General features: G+C 70.6%; 15 protein-coding genes. 3 read left to right on the top strand and 12 right to left on the bottom strand.

Features of this window, described 5'->3' with window-relative positions; translation table 11 throughout:
- Positions 1-41: 41 nt before the first annotated feature.
- A complete protein-coding gene (locus ACEXQC_RS08225; RefSeq protein ID WP_374820333.1) occupies positions 42-176 on the top strand; it encodes a hypothetical protein in 135 nt (44 codons plus the stop codon).
- A 157-nt stretch (positions 177-333) separates the two neighbouring features.
- Here the strand turns inward: ACEXQC_RS08225 and ACEXQC_RS08220 are convergent, their stop codons facing one another.
- From ACEXQC_RS08220 to ACEXQC_RS08190, 7 genes are all read right to left on the bottom strand, one after another.
- Entirely contained in the window at positions 334-483 is a 150-nt protein-coding gene (locus ACEXQC_RS08220; protein ID WP_374820331.1) for a hypothetical protein, read from the bottom strand.
- 196 nt (positions 484-679) lie between these two features.
- The gene (locus tag ACEXQC_RS08215) at positions 680-997 is read right to left on the bottom strand and encodes a DUF4190 domain-containing protein (RefSeq protein ID WP_374820329.1); all 318 of its coding nucleotides are present in this window, start codon (positions 995-997) and stop codon (positions 680-682) included.
- A gap of 45 nt (positions 998-1042) precedes the next feature.
- Complete coding sequence (locus ACEXQC_RS08210; RefSeq protein WP_374820327.1) at positions 1043-1453, bottom strand: hypothetical protein; 411 nt, start codon at positions 1451-1453, stop codon at positions 1043-1045.
- A gap of 194 nt (positions 1454-1647) precedes the next feature.
- Positions 1648-2769, bottom strand: coding sequence for a BMP family lipoprotein (locus tag ACEXQC_RS08205; RefSeq protein WP_374820326.1), 1122 nt, complete (start codon positions 2767-2769; stop codon positions 1648-1650).
- Positions 2770-2881: 112 nt separating this feature from the next.
- On the bottom strand, positions 2882-3871 hold the full coding sequence (gene add / locus ACEXQC_RS08200; protein WP_374820325.1) for an adenosine deaminase: 990 nt from the start codon (positions 3869-3871) through the stop codon (positions 2882-2884).
- A gap of 7 nt (positions 3872-3878) precedes the next feature.
- Entirely contained in the window at positions 3879-4844 is a 966-nt protein-coding gene (locus tag ACEXQC_RS08195; RefSeq protein ID WP_374820323.1) for a nucleoside hydrolase, read from the bottom strand.
- Between the two features lie 97 nt (positions 4845-4941).
- Positions 4942-5712: a nucleoside phosphorylase gene (locus tag ACEXQC_RS08190; RefSeq protein WP_374820321.1), complete on the bottom strand. Its 771-nt coding sequence runs from the start codon at positions 5710-5712 to the stop codon at positions 4942-4944.
- A 101-nt stretch (positions 5713-5813) separates the two neighbouring features.
- On the opposite strand from ACEXQC_RS08190, the gene ACEXQC_RS08185 reads away from it, so the two are divergent.
- Together ACEXQC_RS08185 and ACEXQC_RS08180 are read left to right on the top strand one after the other, a co-directional pair.
- The gene (locus ACEXQC_RS08185; protein ID WP_374820319.1) at positions 5814-6593 is read left to right on the top strand and encodes a GntR family transcriptional regulator; all 780 of its coding nucleotides are present in this window, start codon (positions 5814-5816) and stop codon (positions 6591-6593) included.
- A 61-nt stretch (positions 6594-6654) separates the two neighbouring features.
- The gene (locus tag ACEXQC_RS08180) at positions 6655-7941 is read left to right on the top strand and encodes a DUF445 domain-containing protein (protein ID WP_374820317.1); all 1287 of its coding nucleotides are present in this window, start codon (positions 6655-6657) and stop codon (positions 7939-7941) included.
- Between the two features lie 34 nt (positions 7942-7975).
- Here ACEXQC_RS08180 and ACEXQC_RS08175 read toward each other — a convergent pair whose 3' ends face one another.
- The 5 genes from ACEXQC_RS08175 to ACEXQC_RS08155 form a co-directional block, all read right to left on the bottom strand.
- Entirely contained in the window at positions 7976-8749 is a 774-nt protein-coding gene (locus ACEXQC_RS08175; RefSeq protein ID WP_374820315.1) for a GntR family transcriptional regulator, read from the bottom strand.
- 15 nt (positions 8750-8764) lie between these two features.
- Positions 8765-10111, bottom strand: a complete 1347-nt coding sequence (locus ACEXQC_RS08170) for an NtaA/DmoA family FMN-dependent monooxygenase (protein ID WP_374820313.1) — start codon at positions 10109-10111, stop codon at positions 8765-8767.
- A 3-nt stretch (positions 10112-10114) separates the two neighbouring features.
- The gene (locus ACEXQC_RS08165) at positions 10115-11209 is read right to left on the bottom strand and encodes an LLM class flavin-dependent oxidoreductase (protein ID WP_374820311.1); all 1095 of its coding nucleotides are present in this window, start codon (positions 11207-11209) and stop codon (positions 10115-10117) included.
- A 33-nt stretch (positions 11210-11242) separates the two neighbouring features.
- A complete protein-coding gene (locus tag ACEXQC_RS08160; RefSeq protein ID WP_374820309.1) occupies positions 11243-12907 on the bottom strand; it encodes an asparaginase domain-containing protein in 1665 nt (554 codons plus the stop codon).
- Between the two features lie 298 nt (positions 12908-13205).
- Positions 13206-14330: a LysR family transcriptional regulator gene (locus tag ACEXQC_RS08155; RefSeq protein WP_374820307.1), complete on the bottom strand. Its 1125-nt coding sequence runs from the start codon at positions 14328-14330 to the stop codon at positions 13206-13208.
- Positions 14331-14403 lie beyond the last annotated feature (73 nt).

Raw genomic sequence — 14403 nt, 5'->3', positions numbered from 1 at the left:
CGTGTTGCAGTTCCGGGACGCCGGAGAAGATGGACGACTTCATGGCAGGAGTCGACCTCGTGGCCCAGGAGCTCGGCATCATGCAGCCGATGCCGCCCGCGTCGCTCATCGGCGTCGACATCCTCTTCGAGGACGACGTCCTGGTCGAGGTGGAGGCGTACGCCGTGCTCGAGTGATCCGTGCGAACCCCTCACCCACTCGGCGACGACCATGATCCGCTGACGCATCCCCACGCCACTCGATCGTTCCTGCCTCTGGTTCCGAACCCCACCGCCGCTCGGCTGAGTGCCTTCTCAAGAGAACCGCGGACTGGTCTCGGACTGACGGTCGGCCTTACTTCAGGTCGTAGCCTTCGTAGATTCCGTTCCCGTCGTTCCGCGGCTGGCGAGGGAAGATGAGGTTGTTGAGTGCCATCATGCCGAGGATGATCAGGACCACGACCACGATGACCGCGATCACAAAAATGATGTCTAGAACTGACATGTTCACCACTCTCAGCGACGTTTCGAATATCGAATACTAGGTCGGACCCTACAACCACCTCATTCGAGTTCGGCCGCGGGCGTCTTCCACATCATCCGCGAAGCGTACTTGCTGCACCGGGCTTGATACACAGCCTCACCTGCGCACTGCGACGAGGGGCCGTCGCGTCGGTTGCGTGATGTCGCAATCGCGCCGCTCAGGTCAGGATGCCGGACGCGGTCAGGAAGAGGGAGCCGGCGAGGCCCAGTGATGACAGCACGAGTGCGGCGACGGCCACCCCGAAACCCGGCTTGCGGCCTTCTGGTGTGCGGCGGGCGAGCGCGTGACGGAGGCCGATGCTTCCGGCGAGCACCCCGATCGCGGAGGGGAGGAAGAAAGGGTTGAAGAACAGCGACATGACACCGGCGATCAACCCGGCAAGAGCGAACGGGTAGTCATAGTTCGGACCGGAACTCGGTTTCTCATCCGCGGACGAGTCGTAGCCCGAATTGCTCGTATATCCCCCAGTACCCATGACGCGATCATAGGCAGTCCCTCGAGCATCGTGGGGATGGGCTCGTCAGGGGGTCGGGTCGAGCCCGAGCTCCAGCTCAAGCTCGCAGTGGTCCACCTCTGTGGTGATCTGGAAGGCACCGCCCGGCTGCGCATGCCAGTGCCAGACGCGCTGCGGCGCTACCGTCGACCCTCCCGGGAAGATGGCGCCCTCCGTCGCAATGAGCCCGTCGGGCGGCTCGACAGATATTTCAGCGAGGTAGGGCGCGGCGCTCGACGGCTCCTGAGTGCCCGGCTCGGTCTCGGGCACCCCACGGCTCACGATCCAGCGATACAGGTTCGTCGCGGAGGCCTGGATGGGATCCGTGGTGAGTGCGCTCGCGCGGGCCGCCGCCGCGATGAAGACGCTGCCGCCCTCGGAGGCCAGCGCCACCTCCACGTCGACACCCGACAGGGTTCTCAGCGTGGCGACTTCCATACCCGCAACGCTACTCGGCCGGGTGTGGGAGTGGACCGTGGGGGAGGGGGCTGTGTCGATCAGTGCCCTGCAAGGGCGGGGAGCGCGCGGTCGGTCACACCCCGCAGCGCGAGCGCGATCCTGCTCTGGGGGCCGGCGAGGCACCTCAGGCCCTTCGGCAGGCAAGCGGGCACGCAGTGTGGGCGCTGCGGGTGCTACTCCTTCGGGGACGAGGGGGAGTCGACCACGATCTCGCCGCTGATGATGTCGGCCTTCAGCTGGTCGATCTCGGCGATCACGGCCGGGTCGATGCGGCTCTCCCAGTCGTGCAGGGGTGCGATGCCGACGCCGTCGTTCTCGAGGGTGCCCACGTACGCGGTGCTGTCGAACTCGCCGTCGCCGGCAGCCGTGGTGACGTCGGCGGCCGCCGTGGTGAGGTTCTTGAGCACGGACGTCAGGTAGTAGGGGGCTCCCTCGGGCTCAGCCTCGTAGGCGTCGTTGTTCACGCCGAGCACGGCGCCGTCGACCGAGCGGTCCTTCATGGCCTCGATCGAGGCGAGGAAGAGCGAGCCGGCGACGGGCATGATCACGTCGACGTTCTGATCGAGCAGGCCCTCGGTGAGGGTCTTCGCCTGCACCTGGTCGTCGAAGTTGCCCACGAACAGCCCGTCCTGGGCCGTCTTGTCCCAGCCGATCACCTTCACCGAGGCGCCCTTCGCCTCGTTGAACTTCGCGACGCCGTCGACGAAGCCGTCCATGAACACCGTGACCGAAGGGAAGGGCATCCCGCCGAAGGTTCCGACCACTCCGGTCTTCGAGGCGGCGGCCGACAGGTAGCCCGCGAGATAGGCGGCCTGGGCGGTGTCGAACAGCACGGGTTTGACGTTGTCGACCTCGAGAGGGGTTCCTTCGTCGTCGGAGATCGTCGAGTCGATGAGGGCGTAGTCGATGTCGGGGTTCTCGGCCGCCGAATCGCGGGTGGCGGCGGCGAGGGCGAATCCGACCGTCACGATGAGGCTGCAGTTCTCGCTGACCATCGCCGAGATGTTGCCCGCGTACTGGTCCTCCGTGGTCGACTCCGCCGAGCGGGTGTCGACGCCCAGCTCGTCTGCGGCCTGCACGACCCCGTCGTAGGTGAGCTCGTTGAACTGGCCGTCGTTGAAGCCGGTGAGGTCGGAGACGGCGCACGGCAGGAAGTCGCTCGTGGCGGCCCCCGCGCTGCTCTGGCTCGTCTCGGGCGCGCTGGCGCAGCCCGACAGCACGAGGGCGGCGGCGGCCGTGATGGCACCGGCCCCGAGGGTTCGGGTGCGGATGCGGGTTCTCGGGGTGATGGTCATGATGATCTCCAGTGTTCGCTTATGCGGTGTCGGAACGGTGCAGGTGACGCGAGTGGTGCTGGGTGGTGCGGGTGACGCGAGTGGTTCGGGTGATGCCGGGGGATGATGCGGGTCAGGGGGAGTCCGCGTATTCGCGGTCGACGGCTGTCTGCAGGCGCTGACGCACGGAGTCGTCGACGAACGCCGCCGCCACACTCGCCCGGTCGAGGCGCTGCAGCTCGGCACGGTCGAAACCGAGCGTCGAGCCGAGCAGGGCCCGCTCAGCGGAGAGCGGCGAACGGGTCTGCACGGGGTTGTCGTCGCCCAGGGCGAGTGCGGCGCCCGCCCGTGCGAAGGTCGGCGCGGGGTGGTCGGTCACGGCCGCGATCGCGCCGGTGTACCAGTTCGAGGTGGGGCAGATCTCGATCGTGATGCCCGCGTCGACGATCCACGCCAGGGCATCCGGGTCGGTGGCGAGGTGGGCGCCGTGCCCGATGCGGCTCACGCCGAGCAGTTCCACGGCCGACCGCGCCGCACGGCCGGGCGCCGATTCCGCGGCGTGGCAGGTGAGCCCGAGCCCCGCGGCCCTGGCGATGTCGAACGCCTCGGTGTGCGGCGCGAGATCGGGGTACAGGAGCTCGTCACCCGCCAGGTCGAGACCCACCACCCCCCGCCCGGCGAAGCGCGCAGCGCTCCGGGCGACCTCGCGGTTGAGCTCGGGGGAGTGGTGCCGCAGGGTGGCCACCACGACACCGGCGGGCATCCCGGACGACGCGCTGCCCTCGGCCACACCCTCGCAGACGGCGGCCACCACCTCGTCCATCGGGAGCGCGGACGACCGGTGGGTGGCCGGACCGAAGCGCAGTTCGAGGTAGTCGCCACCGTCGGCCGCGGCGTCTTCGACGGCCTCGCGGGCGATGCGGGCGAGCGTCTCGCGCCGGGCGAAGAAAGGATAGCTCGATGCCACCTTGGAGAGGTACACCGTGAGGTCGGCGGGGGCCTCGAGCTGCAGGGCGTCCGCCCATCCGCCGGCCGGCTCGGCGACGCCGGCTGCCGGAGCGAGCTCGGCGGCAGTGGAAGGTCGCAGCCGGCCTTCGAGATGGGAGTGCAGGTTGATCAGCACGGCGGCCTCACACCTCGAGCAGTCGGTCGAGGAGAAGCGGCGCGAAGTCGGCGCCGAGTTCGAGCACCACCCGCACATGCGCACCCGGTTGGTCGGGATGCCCGAGGAAGCGGCCGCGCAGATCGCAGATGGTCTGTCCGCGGCCGGGGCCGTCGGTGGTGTCGACCTCGACGTGCACGAGCGGGGCCACGGTCGGCCTCACGGTGCCGGTGGCGATCGCGGCCGCCAGCGGGTCGTGCAGGGCGGAGCGCCGCTCGCCGTAGAAACCGGCGTTGAAGTCGAAGTAGAAGTCGAGCATCTCGCCGAGCGCGGTGGCCAGGGGGCGCCCCGACTCGAGCAGTCGCTCCCGACCCGACTCCTCGAGCGGGTGGGCGAGCGTCACGTCGAGGGGCACGAGCGTGATCGGCCAGTCGGCCGACAGCACCGCCTGCGCCGCCTCGGGGTCGTTGCCGATGTTGGCCTCGGTGACCGGGGAGATGTTGCCGGGCACGAGTGCGGCCCCGCCCATGATCGTGACCTCGGCCACGAGGCCTGGCAGTCCCGGCTCACGCCGCAGCGCCTCCGCGATGTTCGTCAACGGACCGATGGCGAGGATGCGGAGCGCGCCTGCGTGCCGACGTGCGAGCTCGATCAGCAGGTCGGGCGCGTCGAGGTCGATCGGTGTGCCGGCGCTCGCCGGGGCCACGAAGGTGCCGAGGCCGTGGTCGCCGTGCACGTGGGTGGCCCCTCCGTCGAAGCCCTCGCGGGTGAAGCCACCGTCGAGGGGGCCGGCGGCGCCCACGGCCACCGGCCACGACCGGCCGGCCAGGGCCAGCACGTCGAGCGTGTTGCGGGCACCCTGCACCGCCGAGACGTTGCCGCTGACCGTGCCGACACCCACCACCGAGACCTCGGGAGAGGCCATCAGCCAGCCGAGGGCGAGGGCATCGTCGATCCCCGTGTCGCAATCGAGGTAGAGCGGGGCGGGGGTCATCGGTTCTCGTCTCCAGAAGTAGGCAGCCGTGTATGAAGTTGGATGTTATACGTCCAATGTGTCAGGCGTATTTCGTGTCCCGAGCCGCTGCCGCCCCTCACAGCTCCAGCCTCACCGCGGTCTCGAGGGCGGCCTCGATGCTGGTCATCCAGCCCGCCGCGAGGGCCTCCTTCACGCCGTCGTACAGGCTCGTGCCGTCGTGCAGGTTGCTCGAGGCCGCGCAGATCATGCCGGCTCGCACGCCGCGCAGCCTCGCCACGACGAACAGGGCCGAGCTCTCCATCTCGACGTTCAGGATGCCCAGCCCGTTCAGCTCGGCGATCCATTCAGGGGTCTCGGCGTAGAAGGCGTCGTCGCTCACGTTCAGACCGGAGTGCACCGTCGTGTCCGTGCCTGCTGTGAGTTCACGGGCCGTCTCGGCCAGGCTCGTGGCGATCCGGAGATCGGGCACGGCCGGATAGCCCGGGTGGGCGTAGGCCGCTGTGGTGCCGTCGTTGCGCAGGGTGCCTTCGCTCACCAGGAGGTCGCCCGGTCGGATGCCGGTCTGCAGCCCGGCCGACGACCCGACGCGGATGAGCGAGGTCACACCCACCCGGATGAGCTCCTCGGCCGCGATCGCCGTCGACGGGCAGCCCATGCCGGTGGAGGTGGCGGTGATGAGACGGCCCTTGTAGAGCCCGGTCATCGTCAGATGCTCACGCTGGTGCGCGACCGTCTTCACGTCGGTGAGGAACTCGGCGATCATCGGTACCCGGAACGGATCTCCCGGCAGCAGGGCGACGGTCGAGACCTCGCCCGGCGCGATGCCGATGTGGTACTGGCGTTCGCCGAGTCCCACGGAGTTCTTGTCGACGGCCGTGGTTGTCATGGTGCCTCCCTGTCCTGAGTGAGTATGATGTTATACATCCGGTCGGACGTCAATGGTCTCCGGATGCTCGGCACCCGTCGTCATCCGACAAGGAGAGCCCCATGGCAGTTGCGGTCACCACCCTGCGTCTGGACCCTCTCGTGGTGCCCACCGGGCAGCCGCTGCGCGTGGCTGTGTACTCGTCGCTGGCCGACGCCATCCGGAGCGGCCGGGTGGAGCTGGGCTCCCTGCTGCCGAACGAGGCCGATCTCGGAGTGGCGCTGCGGGTGAGTCGCACCGTCGTGCGCGAGGCCCTCATGCTGCTCGAGGAGGACGGGCTCATCCGCACCAGGCGCGGCATCGGACGTTTCGTCGCCGAGGCCCTGCCGCAGGTCGGTCTGGAGCAGCTGCGCCCCCTCGAGGCGATCGCCGCGACGGGCGACGCTGCGATCGACGTGCTGCGCACCCTGCACGAGCTGCAGCCCACGAGCGACTTCATCAGCCGCGGGCTGCAGCTCGAACCGGGGGCCGAGGCCCTCGTGCAGGAGAACGTTCTGCGGCGTGACGGCGAACCCGTGGCGCAGATGCTCGAGGTGCTGCCCGCCGGATCGGTGCTGGCCGAGCGGAGCCCTGAGCTCGCTGCGCGCCTGCCCGAGCTGGCCCAGGAAGGGCGCAGCCTCCTCGCCGCGGTGCTGCACGTGCTGGGCTCCTCCGTCGGGCCCGCGATCTACGACGTGTCCGTGGGTCGCGCCGGAGCCGAGCGAGGTCGCACCATCGGGCTCGAGGCGACCGCGCCGGTGCTCGTGCTGACCCACAACGTGCTGCTCGACGGCAAGCCGCTCTACCTCGCCAAGAACCTCATCACCCAGAACTTCGGCACGCTCACCATCGCTCAGGCCTGACCGCCTCGCGTGGCACCGCAGGTGACCTACGGTGGGGAGTGCGGCGTCCGGGAGGAACACGATGAGCACGAGCACCACGCGCGACACTCTGCTGGGTGAGGCCGACCTCGAGCGGCGGGCTGCCCTGCGGCGCATGAAGACGATCGCGACGTCTCTTCTGGTGGTCGCGGCGGTCGTGTTCGCGGTCGCCTTCGCGCTCCAGGATCAGTACCCGTGGCTGGGCTACGTGCGGGCTGCCGCCGAGGGCGCGATGGTGGGCGCGCTCGCCGACTGGTTCGCGGTGACCGCACTGTTCAAGCATCCGCTCGGCCTGCGCATCCCGCACACGGCGATCATCCCCACGCGCAAGGACGAGATCGGGGTGAGCCTCGGGGAGTTCGTGGAGGAGAACTTCCTCTCCGACGAGGTCGTGCGCAGCAAGCTCGCCACCTTCAGCGTGGCCGACCGGCTGGGGGAGTGGCTCTCCGATCCGGTGAACGCGGAGCGGGCGAGCGCCGAGGGCGCCGTGATGGCGCAGGGGCTGCTGCGCTTCCTGAGCGACGGCGACGTCGAGAGCCTCATCGAGCGGCTCGCCCGCGAGTACCTGTTCGCCCAGGAGTGGGCGACCGCCATCGGGCGGGTGGGGTCGGAGCTCGTGGCCGCCGACCAGCAGCGCCCGGTCGTCGATGCCCTCGTCGACGCGGCGGAGGCCTGGCTCATCGAGCATCCGGATGCGCTCGGCGAGATCGTCTCCACCCGCATGCCGCGCTGGGTTCCCGGATTCGTCGGCGATCTCGCCGACAACCGCGCCCACCGGGAGCTCGTGGGCCTGCTGCAGGCGGTGCGGGAGGATCCCGAGCATCCGCTGCGGATGTCGATCGACGGCTACCTGGCCGACCTCACCGATCGGCTCGAGCACGACCCCGCTATGGCCGAACGGGTGGAGCAGATCAAGACCGACTTCCTCGAGAGTCCTCGGCTGCGCTCGTTCGCCGGACAGGTGTGGGAGGCCGTGAAGTCGAGCCTCGCCGAGTCGCTGGCCGACCCCGCGAGCGAACTGCGGTCGTCGGCGACGGCCGCTCTGGTCGACGTCGGTGTGCGCCTCTCGACCGACCGCACTCTCGCGGCCAAGATCGACGCGTGGATCGCCGACGCGGCGGGCTACGCGGTGCAGAAGTACCGTCACGATCTCGCCTCGGTGATCAGCGACACGGTGAAGCGCTGGGATGCCCGCGAGACCACCGAGAAGATCGAGCTGCAGGTCGGCCGCGACCTGCAGTTCATCCGCATCAACGGCACCGTGGTGGGGGCGCTCGCCGGAGTCGGGATCTACGCGATAGCGACGGGCCTGCACGCCCTCTTCGCCTGAGGACGGCCGGCGCGGCGCCGCGCCGCACCCGCCCTCAGAGGTCGGCGCGAGAAGCCTCCAGAGCGATGCGCACCTGATCGGAGCGCTGCCGGCCGTGATAGACCATCACCACCGCCCCCGACGCCGCCCGCACGGTCGTCTCGATGAACAGCAGCGGCGTGCCCACCTCCACCGACAGCAGCTCGGCCGCCGACAGCTCCGCCGAGATCGCGCTGATCTGGCGGGTGGCCGCCAAGGGCCGGTGCCCGAAGCGGTCCTCGAGGATGCCGAAGATGTCGAGGTCGGCGTCGTCGCGGGTGAACTCGTCCGAGGCGCGGAGCGGCAGGTAGTAGGTGCGCAGCGATCCCGGCCGGCCCTTGTAGAAGATGACGCGCTCGAAGACCACCATCCGCGTGGCCGCCTCGTCGAAGAGCGCCGCCATGGTGGAGGGGATGGTGGTGGTCTCGCGCCAGCCGATGAGCACGTAGTCGTGGTCGACGGGCGCGGGCGAGATCTTGAGCTGGTCGAGCAGGCGATCGGTGCGCCACGTCATGGGCCGCTCGAGCGCGTGGGTGCCCTGGCCGGCCGTGCGGCCGATCGTGTTCTCCTGCACGAGCATCTGCAGCGCGATCCTCGCCGTGTTGCGGGTGCACGAGAACTCGCGCGCGATCTCCTCGTCGCTCGGCAGGCGCTCGCCGCCCACGGCGGTGGCGAGCACGAACGCCGAGACGAGGTCGCGCAGGCGCCGCGCCTCATCCTGCCGACGGTGCTGACCTAAGTCGAGGATCTTGTCGGTGGTGAAGCTGCGGCGGCGCGGGGGCATGGTCATGGCAGCTCGACTCTCTCACGCGAAGGCGGGTACTCCGAGGGTGTCGCGCAGCGTGGTGCCGTCGTAGCGGGTGCGGAAACGCCCGCGCCGCTGCAGCTCGGGCACGAGCAGCCCCACCACATCGATGAGGTCGCGCGGGGTGACCTGCGGATGGGCGATCATGAATCCGCCCCGGCTGCCCGTGGCCTCGTACGACTCCTCGAGGTAGTCGGCCACCTCGGCGGCGCTCCCCGCCACGGTGTGCTCGTAGCCCGTCGCGACCTTCCACAGCGAGTCGAAGAACTCCTCGCGCGAGAGCTCGGTGTCGGCGCCGTGCTCGTTCACGAGGTCGCGGAAGCCCATCGGACTCGCCTGCTTGGCGATCACCTCGGCCTGCAGCTCGGCGAGCGTGAAGCGGGCGGGCAGCTGGGCGAAGTCGTAACCGGTGTTGTGGGCGAACTGCGCGGCCGAGGCCTCGGGGGGCAGCAGGTCGGCGAGCTGCTCCTTGCGGCGCCGCGCATCCCCGGGGGTGTCGCCCACGATGAGGTGCAGGTCCCACAGGATGCCCACTCGCGAGGGGTCGCGACCCGCGGCGAGCAGCTCCTCGTCGAGCAGGGTGCGGTGCCGCACCCTGTCGGCCTCGGCGAAGGCGCCGCCGAACACCACGTCGGCGAACCCGGCCGAGGCGCGGATGCCGCGGGGCGATCCGCCGGCTTGGATGAGCACGGGCGCCTGCTGCGGGCTCGGCACGGTGTTGAGCGGGCCGGCCACGGTGAAGAACTCGCCGCGGTGGTCGATGGCCCTGATGCTGCCTGGCTCGGCGACCATGCCGGTCTCGCGATCCCACACGAACGCGTCGCGGTCCACGCTGCGCCAGAGCTCCTGGCAGACCTCCACGAACTCCTCCATGCGCCGGTAGCGCCCGTCGTGGTCCATGAGCTCTTCGAAGCCGTAGTTGGCCGCGTCGGCGCCGCGGGAGGAGGTGACGACGTTGAACGCCATCCGCCCGTTCGTGACGATGTCGAGCGAGTTGAGCAGTCGCGACACGTAGAAGGGGTGCATGAAGGTCGACGAGTAGGTGAGCCCGAACCCGATGTGCTGCGTCTCCTGAGCGAGCGCCGCGATGAACGGGCTCATGTCCTGCCGCGGGAACCCGATGCCCCACTCCACGGCCGGGTCGATCGAGGCGCCGTAGGTGGAGGGGATGCCCGTGCCGTCGCCGAAGAACACCATGTCGAGGCAACCGCGCTCGGCGGCCAGCAGCAGCTCGCGGTACATGCGCAGGTCGGGGAAGTCGCGGCCCGCCCAGGAGCCGGGGAGCCGCCAGCGGCCCTGGTGGTGCGAGAACGAGAGGTCGAGCGCGAGGCTCATCTGGTAGGGCACGGGTCAGCCTTTCGCTGCGACGTCGGGCGTGGGGGATGCAGCGGGCAGGTGGTCGAGCAGCGGCATGACCTCGGTGCCGAAGCGCTCGATTCCCTCCACGAAGTCGTCGAACGTGAGCATGACCCCGGCGGTGCCCGGCACGGCCGCGATGGCGTTGAGGTGGTCGGCCACGGTCTGCGGCGAGCCCACGAGGGCGCGGCCGCCGTAGAACGGCGAGACGTCGGCGCGGTGGCTGGCGGCCACGGCGGCGCTCGAGCCGTCGGTGGAGGTGTCGTTGGAGTACTCGCGCACCATGCCCTCCACGGCGCCGCGGTCGACACCCCGCTGGTAGAGCTCGACCTTGCGGGCCGCATCGGCATCCGTGTCGCCCATCACGAGGAGGGTGGTGGCGAACGAGCCGGGGGTGCGGCCGAGGCTCTCGCTCTCGCTGCGCAGGTGGGCGTTCGACGCGGCGACCTCGGCCGCGTCCTGGCCGGCACCGAAGTGGTAGTCGGCGTACTCGGCCACGAAGCGGCGGCCGCGCGGTGAGGAGCCCGCCGAGATGAGGTCGATGTGCCCCACGGGGGTGGGCAGCACCTCGCAGTCCTCGATGTCGAAGTACTCGCCGTGGAACGTGACCCGGCCCGTCTCCCACGCGGTGAGCAGGATCTGCGTGAACTCGGTGAGGTAGTCGTAGCGGTAGCCGTAGTAGTCGTCGCCGCGCCAGGCGCCCATCTGGGCGTACTCACTGCGGTTCCAGCCCGCCACGAGGTTGATGCCGAAGCGGCCGCCCGAGATCTCGTCGATGAGCTGGGCCATCTTGGCCACCACGATCGGGTTGTAGCTGAGCGGCGAGACCGTGGCGTAGAGCTTGATGCGTTCGGTGACGGGAGCGAGGGCCGCCATGAGCGTCATCGGGTCGATCGTGCTGTTCCAGTGCTGGGTCTCGCCGCCGTAGCCGCGGTACTTGAGCATGGCGAGGGCGAAGTCGAGGCCGTGGTGCTCGGCGCGCTCCACGATGGTGCGCTGCAGGGCGAACGTGGGCTCGTACTGCGGCGACGTCTTCGAGAGGATCCAGCCGTTGTTCCCCACGGGGAGGAAGACTCCGTAGCTGACCATGGTGATCTCCTTGTTCGGGGGTGCGGTTCGGGGCTAGTGGGTGTCGAAGACGCTCTGGTATTCGGCCGTCTTGGCGCGGATGGCGTCGAGCTCGTCGGGCGTGGGCGCATCCGGATCGGCGGGCACGGGCAGAGCCCCGAACTTGAGCAGGCTCGCCATGAGCAGGATGCGCGCCTTCGGCGCCGAGAGGTTGCTGCCGCGGATGAGCAGGCCGCCCATCGTGGACTGCCCGAACGCGTAGCCGCCGCCGCCCCGCCCCACCGCCACCACGGGCATGCCTCGGAAGACGGCCTGGAGGAGTGCCGCGCGCATCGACTCGTAGACGCCGCCGTAGGGCGCTGACCCCTCGGCGATGATGCCGGAGAGCGGGTGGTCGCGCAGGTTCTTCTCGATGCGGGCCAGGATCTCGACCTCGCTGTCGGCGGAGTCGGAGAAGTCATCCTGGCCGTAGTTCACGTAACGGGCGATCGTGACCTTGGGCATGGCCTCGGCGCGCAGGTGTCCGGCCTCGGTGAGGGTCTCGACGGGCTCGCCGTGGATGCCCGTGACGGCCGTCGGCAGCGCGTCGAGCGTGAGCTCGGAGGTGTGCGTGTGCCGGGCGACCGGCACGAACGAGAGCACGGGCTCCTCCACGGTGTTGCCCACGATGCCGCCGTGCCCGCCGTACGCGATGTAGCCGCCGGGGCGCGCATCCGCCTTCTGCACCTCGCGCGAGGTGAAGACCTGCCCGTTCTGGATCATGACGGCGCCCACGCGGTCGTGGCCCTCGGCATCCGCCCACACCTTCGAGGTGATGTAGGTGGCCGACTGCACGAGGTTCTGGTCGCCGTCGTTGCCGAACACGCCGTGCCCGTACTGCGAGCAGTTGCCGATGAGCGGGCGGGTGGTGGGGATGAGGAGGTTGAACCAGTAGACGGTCTCCTCGGTGGTGGGGCTGCCCTCGAGCCAGATGGCGCCGTCGTAGTCGCCGGCCTTGAGGGTGTCGGCGACGATGTTGGTGAGTGCCGCGAGGGTGGGGAGGGCGGGCTCCTGGCGCATCGGCATGTAGGGGAAGAAGTGCTCGCCGAGCACCTCCGGTTCGAGGTCGCCGGGCTCGCCGCGGTGGCCGGCGGGGGTGGGGGTGTCGGTGCGCTCGGCGGCGGGCTGGCCCTTGGTGTAGCCGCCGGAGGGGGCCGCGCGCACGTAGTCGAAGTCGGCGAGGCTCGACATGAGGTTGTTGCCGCCGTAGCCGTCCAGGCCGAAGCGGTCGATCTCGGCGACGATGCGCGAGGCATCCGGGTAGAAGAGCTGGCGAGCGGTGCCGTTGTCGTCGAAGGGGCCGTTCCAGGGCTCGCCGTTCGCCTGCGTGGCGGCGTAGGGCAGCGGATGCGGGCCGTCGGCGGGATCGAGGGTGACGGCGTAGACCGGGGTGCCGCCCTCGATCTGCTCCTTCTGGAACTCGCCGGTCTCGGGGTGCAGCCAGCCGTCGACCGGGCCGTAGAGCTCGGCGGAGTCGTGCTCGAGCGGGTGGGCGGAGTAGGCCTCGACGTAGGCGGTCACGGGGGCCGCGAGGCGCTGGGCGCGGAGGGACTCGGGGGCGGCCGCGTCGGCGCCGGCGAGACCGCGGGCGCGGCGCACCGACTGGCTCGTGCGGAGCGCCGGGCTGTTCTGGATGGTGGCGCGGGGGCCGGAGAAGATCACGATGCGGGGGCGGGCCATGGTGCGAGCGTAGGAGCACACTGTTTCGCCCTCGTTGCCGCCGTGTGAGCACCGCGCTTCGCCACCGCCGGGCCGCCCGATGCGCGAGATCCCGGGCCTCCGCGGTCGCTGCGCCGCCTGGGGCCGCTGCGCGAGGGGTGGGTGTGGCCTGCGCGTGGCGGAGGGGCGGCCGGTGGGTGGGCGACGCGCGGTGGGGCGGTGGAACGGCGGGGCTGATGGCTGCCGGGATGGGCCCGCGAGGGTCAGGGGGGTGGGTTGGGCAGTGGGGCTGGTGGATGCGGGGGTGGGCCCGCTGGGGTCAGGCGGGGGTTCTGGCGGTGAGGCGGCGGAGGATGCGGAGGGTCTCGGCGACCGCCGGCATGCGGTCGGCGCCCGGGCGGGTGACCGCCACGATGAGGCGGTGGTCGCCGCCCGTGGTGGGCGCGGCCGCCACCCCGGCGGGCAGTGGCGAGGCCGTGATGGTGAGCGCGGGCAGGAGGGCGACGCCGAGACCCTCCGCCACCATGCTCATGACCGCCACGAAGTTGTCGGTCTCGAAGGCGATGGCGGGCGCGAAGCCGCTGCGGGCGCAGGAGTCGAGCAGGTGGGCGCGGCAGCGGGGGCAACCGGCGATCCAGTTCTCGTCGCGCAGGGCGGCCAGGTCGATCGGGGCCGGGATCGGGATGGGGGCGTGTAGCGGTGCGGGGGCGTGGATGCGTGGGCGCCCGCCGCCGGCACCCGCACCGCCCCCACCTGCTACGCCGCCGGCGCCTGCCGCGCGGCCTGCACTTCCCGCACTTCCCGCGGCTGCGGGTGCGGGGGCGGTTGCGTGGGCGGCGTCGGCCTTGGCTGCGGCGAGGGACGGGTGGCCGCACGGGGCCAGCACGAGGAGTTCGTCGCGGGCGAGCTCGTGCACTTCGAGGCCCTCGGCGCCGGCCGCGAAGGGGTCGTTGCGGTCGGCGGGGTGGCGGAAGGCGATGGCCACGTCACTCGCCCCGTCGCGCACGGCGGCGATGGCCTCGGGCGGCTCGGCCTCGAGGTAGGTGAAGTGCACGCCGGGGTGGCCCTCGCCCATCTCGCGGATGAGCCTCGGCACGATCGTCGACGACGCCGACGGGAACGCCGAGAGGCGCACGCGGCCGGTGCGCAGGCCCGAGAGGTCGGCGAGCTCGTCGGCGGCCGACTCGAGCGCGGCCAGCACGGTCTCGGCGTGGCGGGCGATCACGAGCCCGGCCTCCGTGAGTCGGATGCCGCGCCCGACGCGCGTGACCAGGGGCATGCCGAGCCGCGCCTCCGTGCGCTTGATCTGCTGGCTCAGGGCGGGCTGGCTCGAGCCGAGCACCGCGGCGGCTCGCGTGATCGAGCCGTACTCGGCCACGGCCGCCAGCGCGCGGAGTGTCTGCGAGTCGAGGTCGAACGCGCTCGGCAGCGGGGTGAGGGTCATGGGCAGGAGCGTAGCGGATGCATCACGCGATGTTATGAAGCCCATGGCCGACTGGCCATTGTCCAATGGATGC

Source organism: Herbiconiux liukaitaii (assembly GCF_041927495.1).
GTDB lineage: Bacteria > Actinomycetota > Actinomycetes > Actinomycetales > Microbacteriaceae > Herbiconiux > Herbiconiux liukaitaii.
The sequence above is the reverse complement of the archived record's forward strand: the minus strand, read 5'-3'. Positions and strand labels throughout refer to the sequence as shown.

Coding starts and splice junctions, on each gene's coding strand:
- ACEXQC_RS08195 (WP_374820323.1), bottom strand. CDS start 4,844: ATGACCCCCGCCCCGCTCTACCTCGATTGCGACACGGGGATCGACGAT.
- ACEXQC_RS08155 (WP_374820307.1), bottom strand. CDS start 14,330: ATGACCCTCACCCCGCTGCCGAGCGCGTTCGACCTCGACTCGCAGACA.
- ACEXQC_RS08220 (WP_374820331.1), bottom strand. CDS start 483: ATGTCAGTTCTAGACATCATTTTTGTGATCGCGGTCATCGTGGTCGTG.
- ACEXQC_RS08190 (WP_374820321.1), bottom strand. CDS start 5,712: ATGACAACCACGGCCGTCGACAAGAACTCCGTGGGACTCGGCGAACGC.
- ACEXQC_RS08215 (WP_374820329.1), bottom strand. CDS start 997: ATGGGTACTGGGGGATATACGAGCAATTCGGGCTACGACTCGTCCGCG.
- ACEXQC_RS08180 (WP_374820317.1), top strand. CDS start 6,655: ATGAGCACGAGCACCACGCGCGACACTCTGCTGGGTGAGGCCGACCTC.
- ACEXQC_RS08205 (WP_374820326.1), bottom strand. CDS start 2,769: ATGACCATCACCCCGAGAACCCGCATCCGCACCCGAACCCTCGGGGCC.
- ACEXQC_RS08225 (WP_374820333.1), top strand. CDS start 42: ATGGCAGGAGTCGACCTCGTGGCCCAGGAGCTCGGCATCATGCAGCCG.
- ACEXQC_RS08175 (WP_374820315.1), bottom strand. CDS start 8,749: ATGACCATGCCCCCGCGCCGCCGCAGCTTCACCACCGACAAGATCCTC.
- ACEXQC_RS08210 (WP_374820327.1), bottom strand. CDS start 1,453: ATGGAAGTCGCCACGCTGAGAACCCTGTCGGGTGTCGACGTGGAGGTG.
- ACEXQC_RS08160 (WP_374820309.1), bottom strand. CDS start 12,907: ATGGCCCGCCCCCGCATCGTGATCTTCTCCGGCCCCCGCGCCACCATC.
- ACEXQC_RS08185 (WP_374820319.1), top strand. CDS start 5,814: ATGGCAGTTGCGGTCACCACCCTGCGTCTGGACCCTCTCGTGGTGCCC.
- ACEXQC_RS08165 (WP_374820311.1), bottom strand. CDS start 11,209: ATGGTCAGCTACGGAGTCTTCCTCCCCGTGGGGAACAACGGCTGGATC.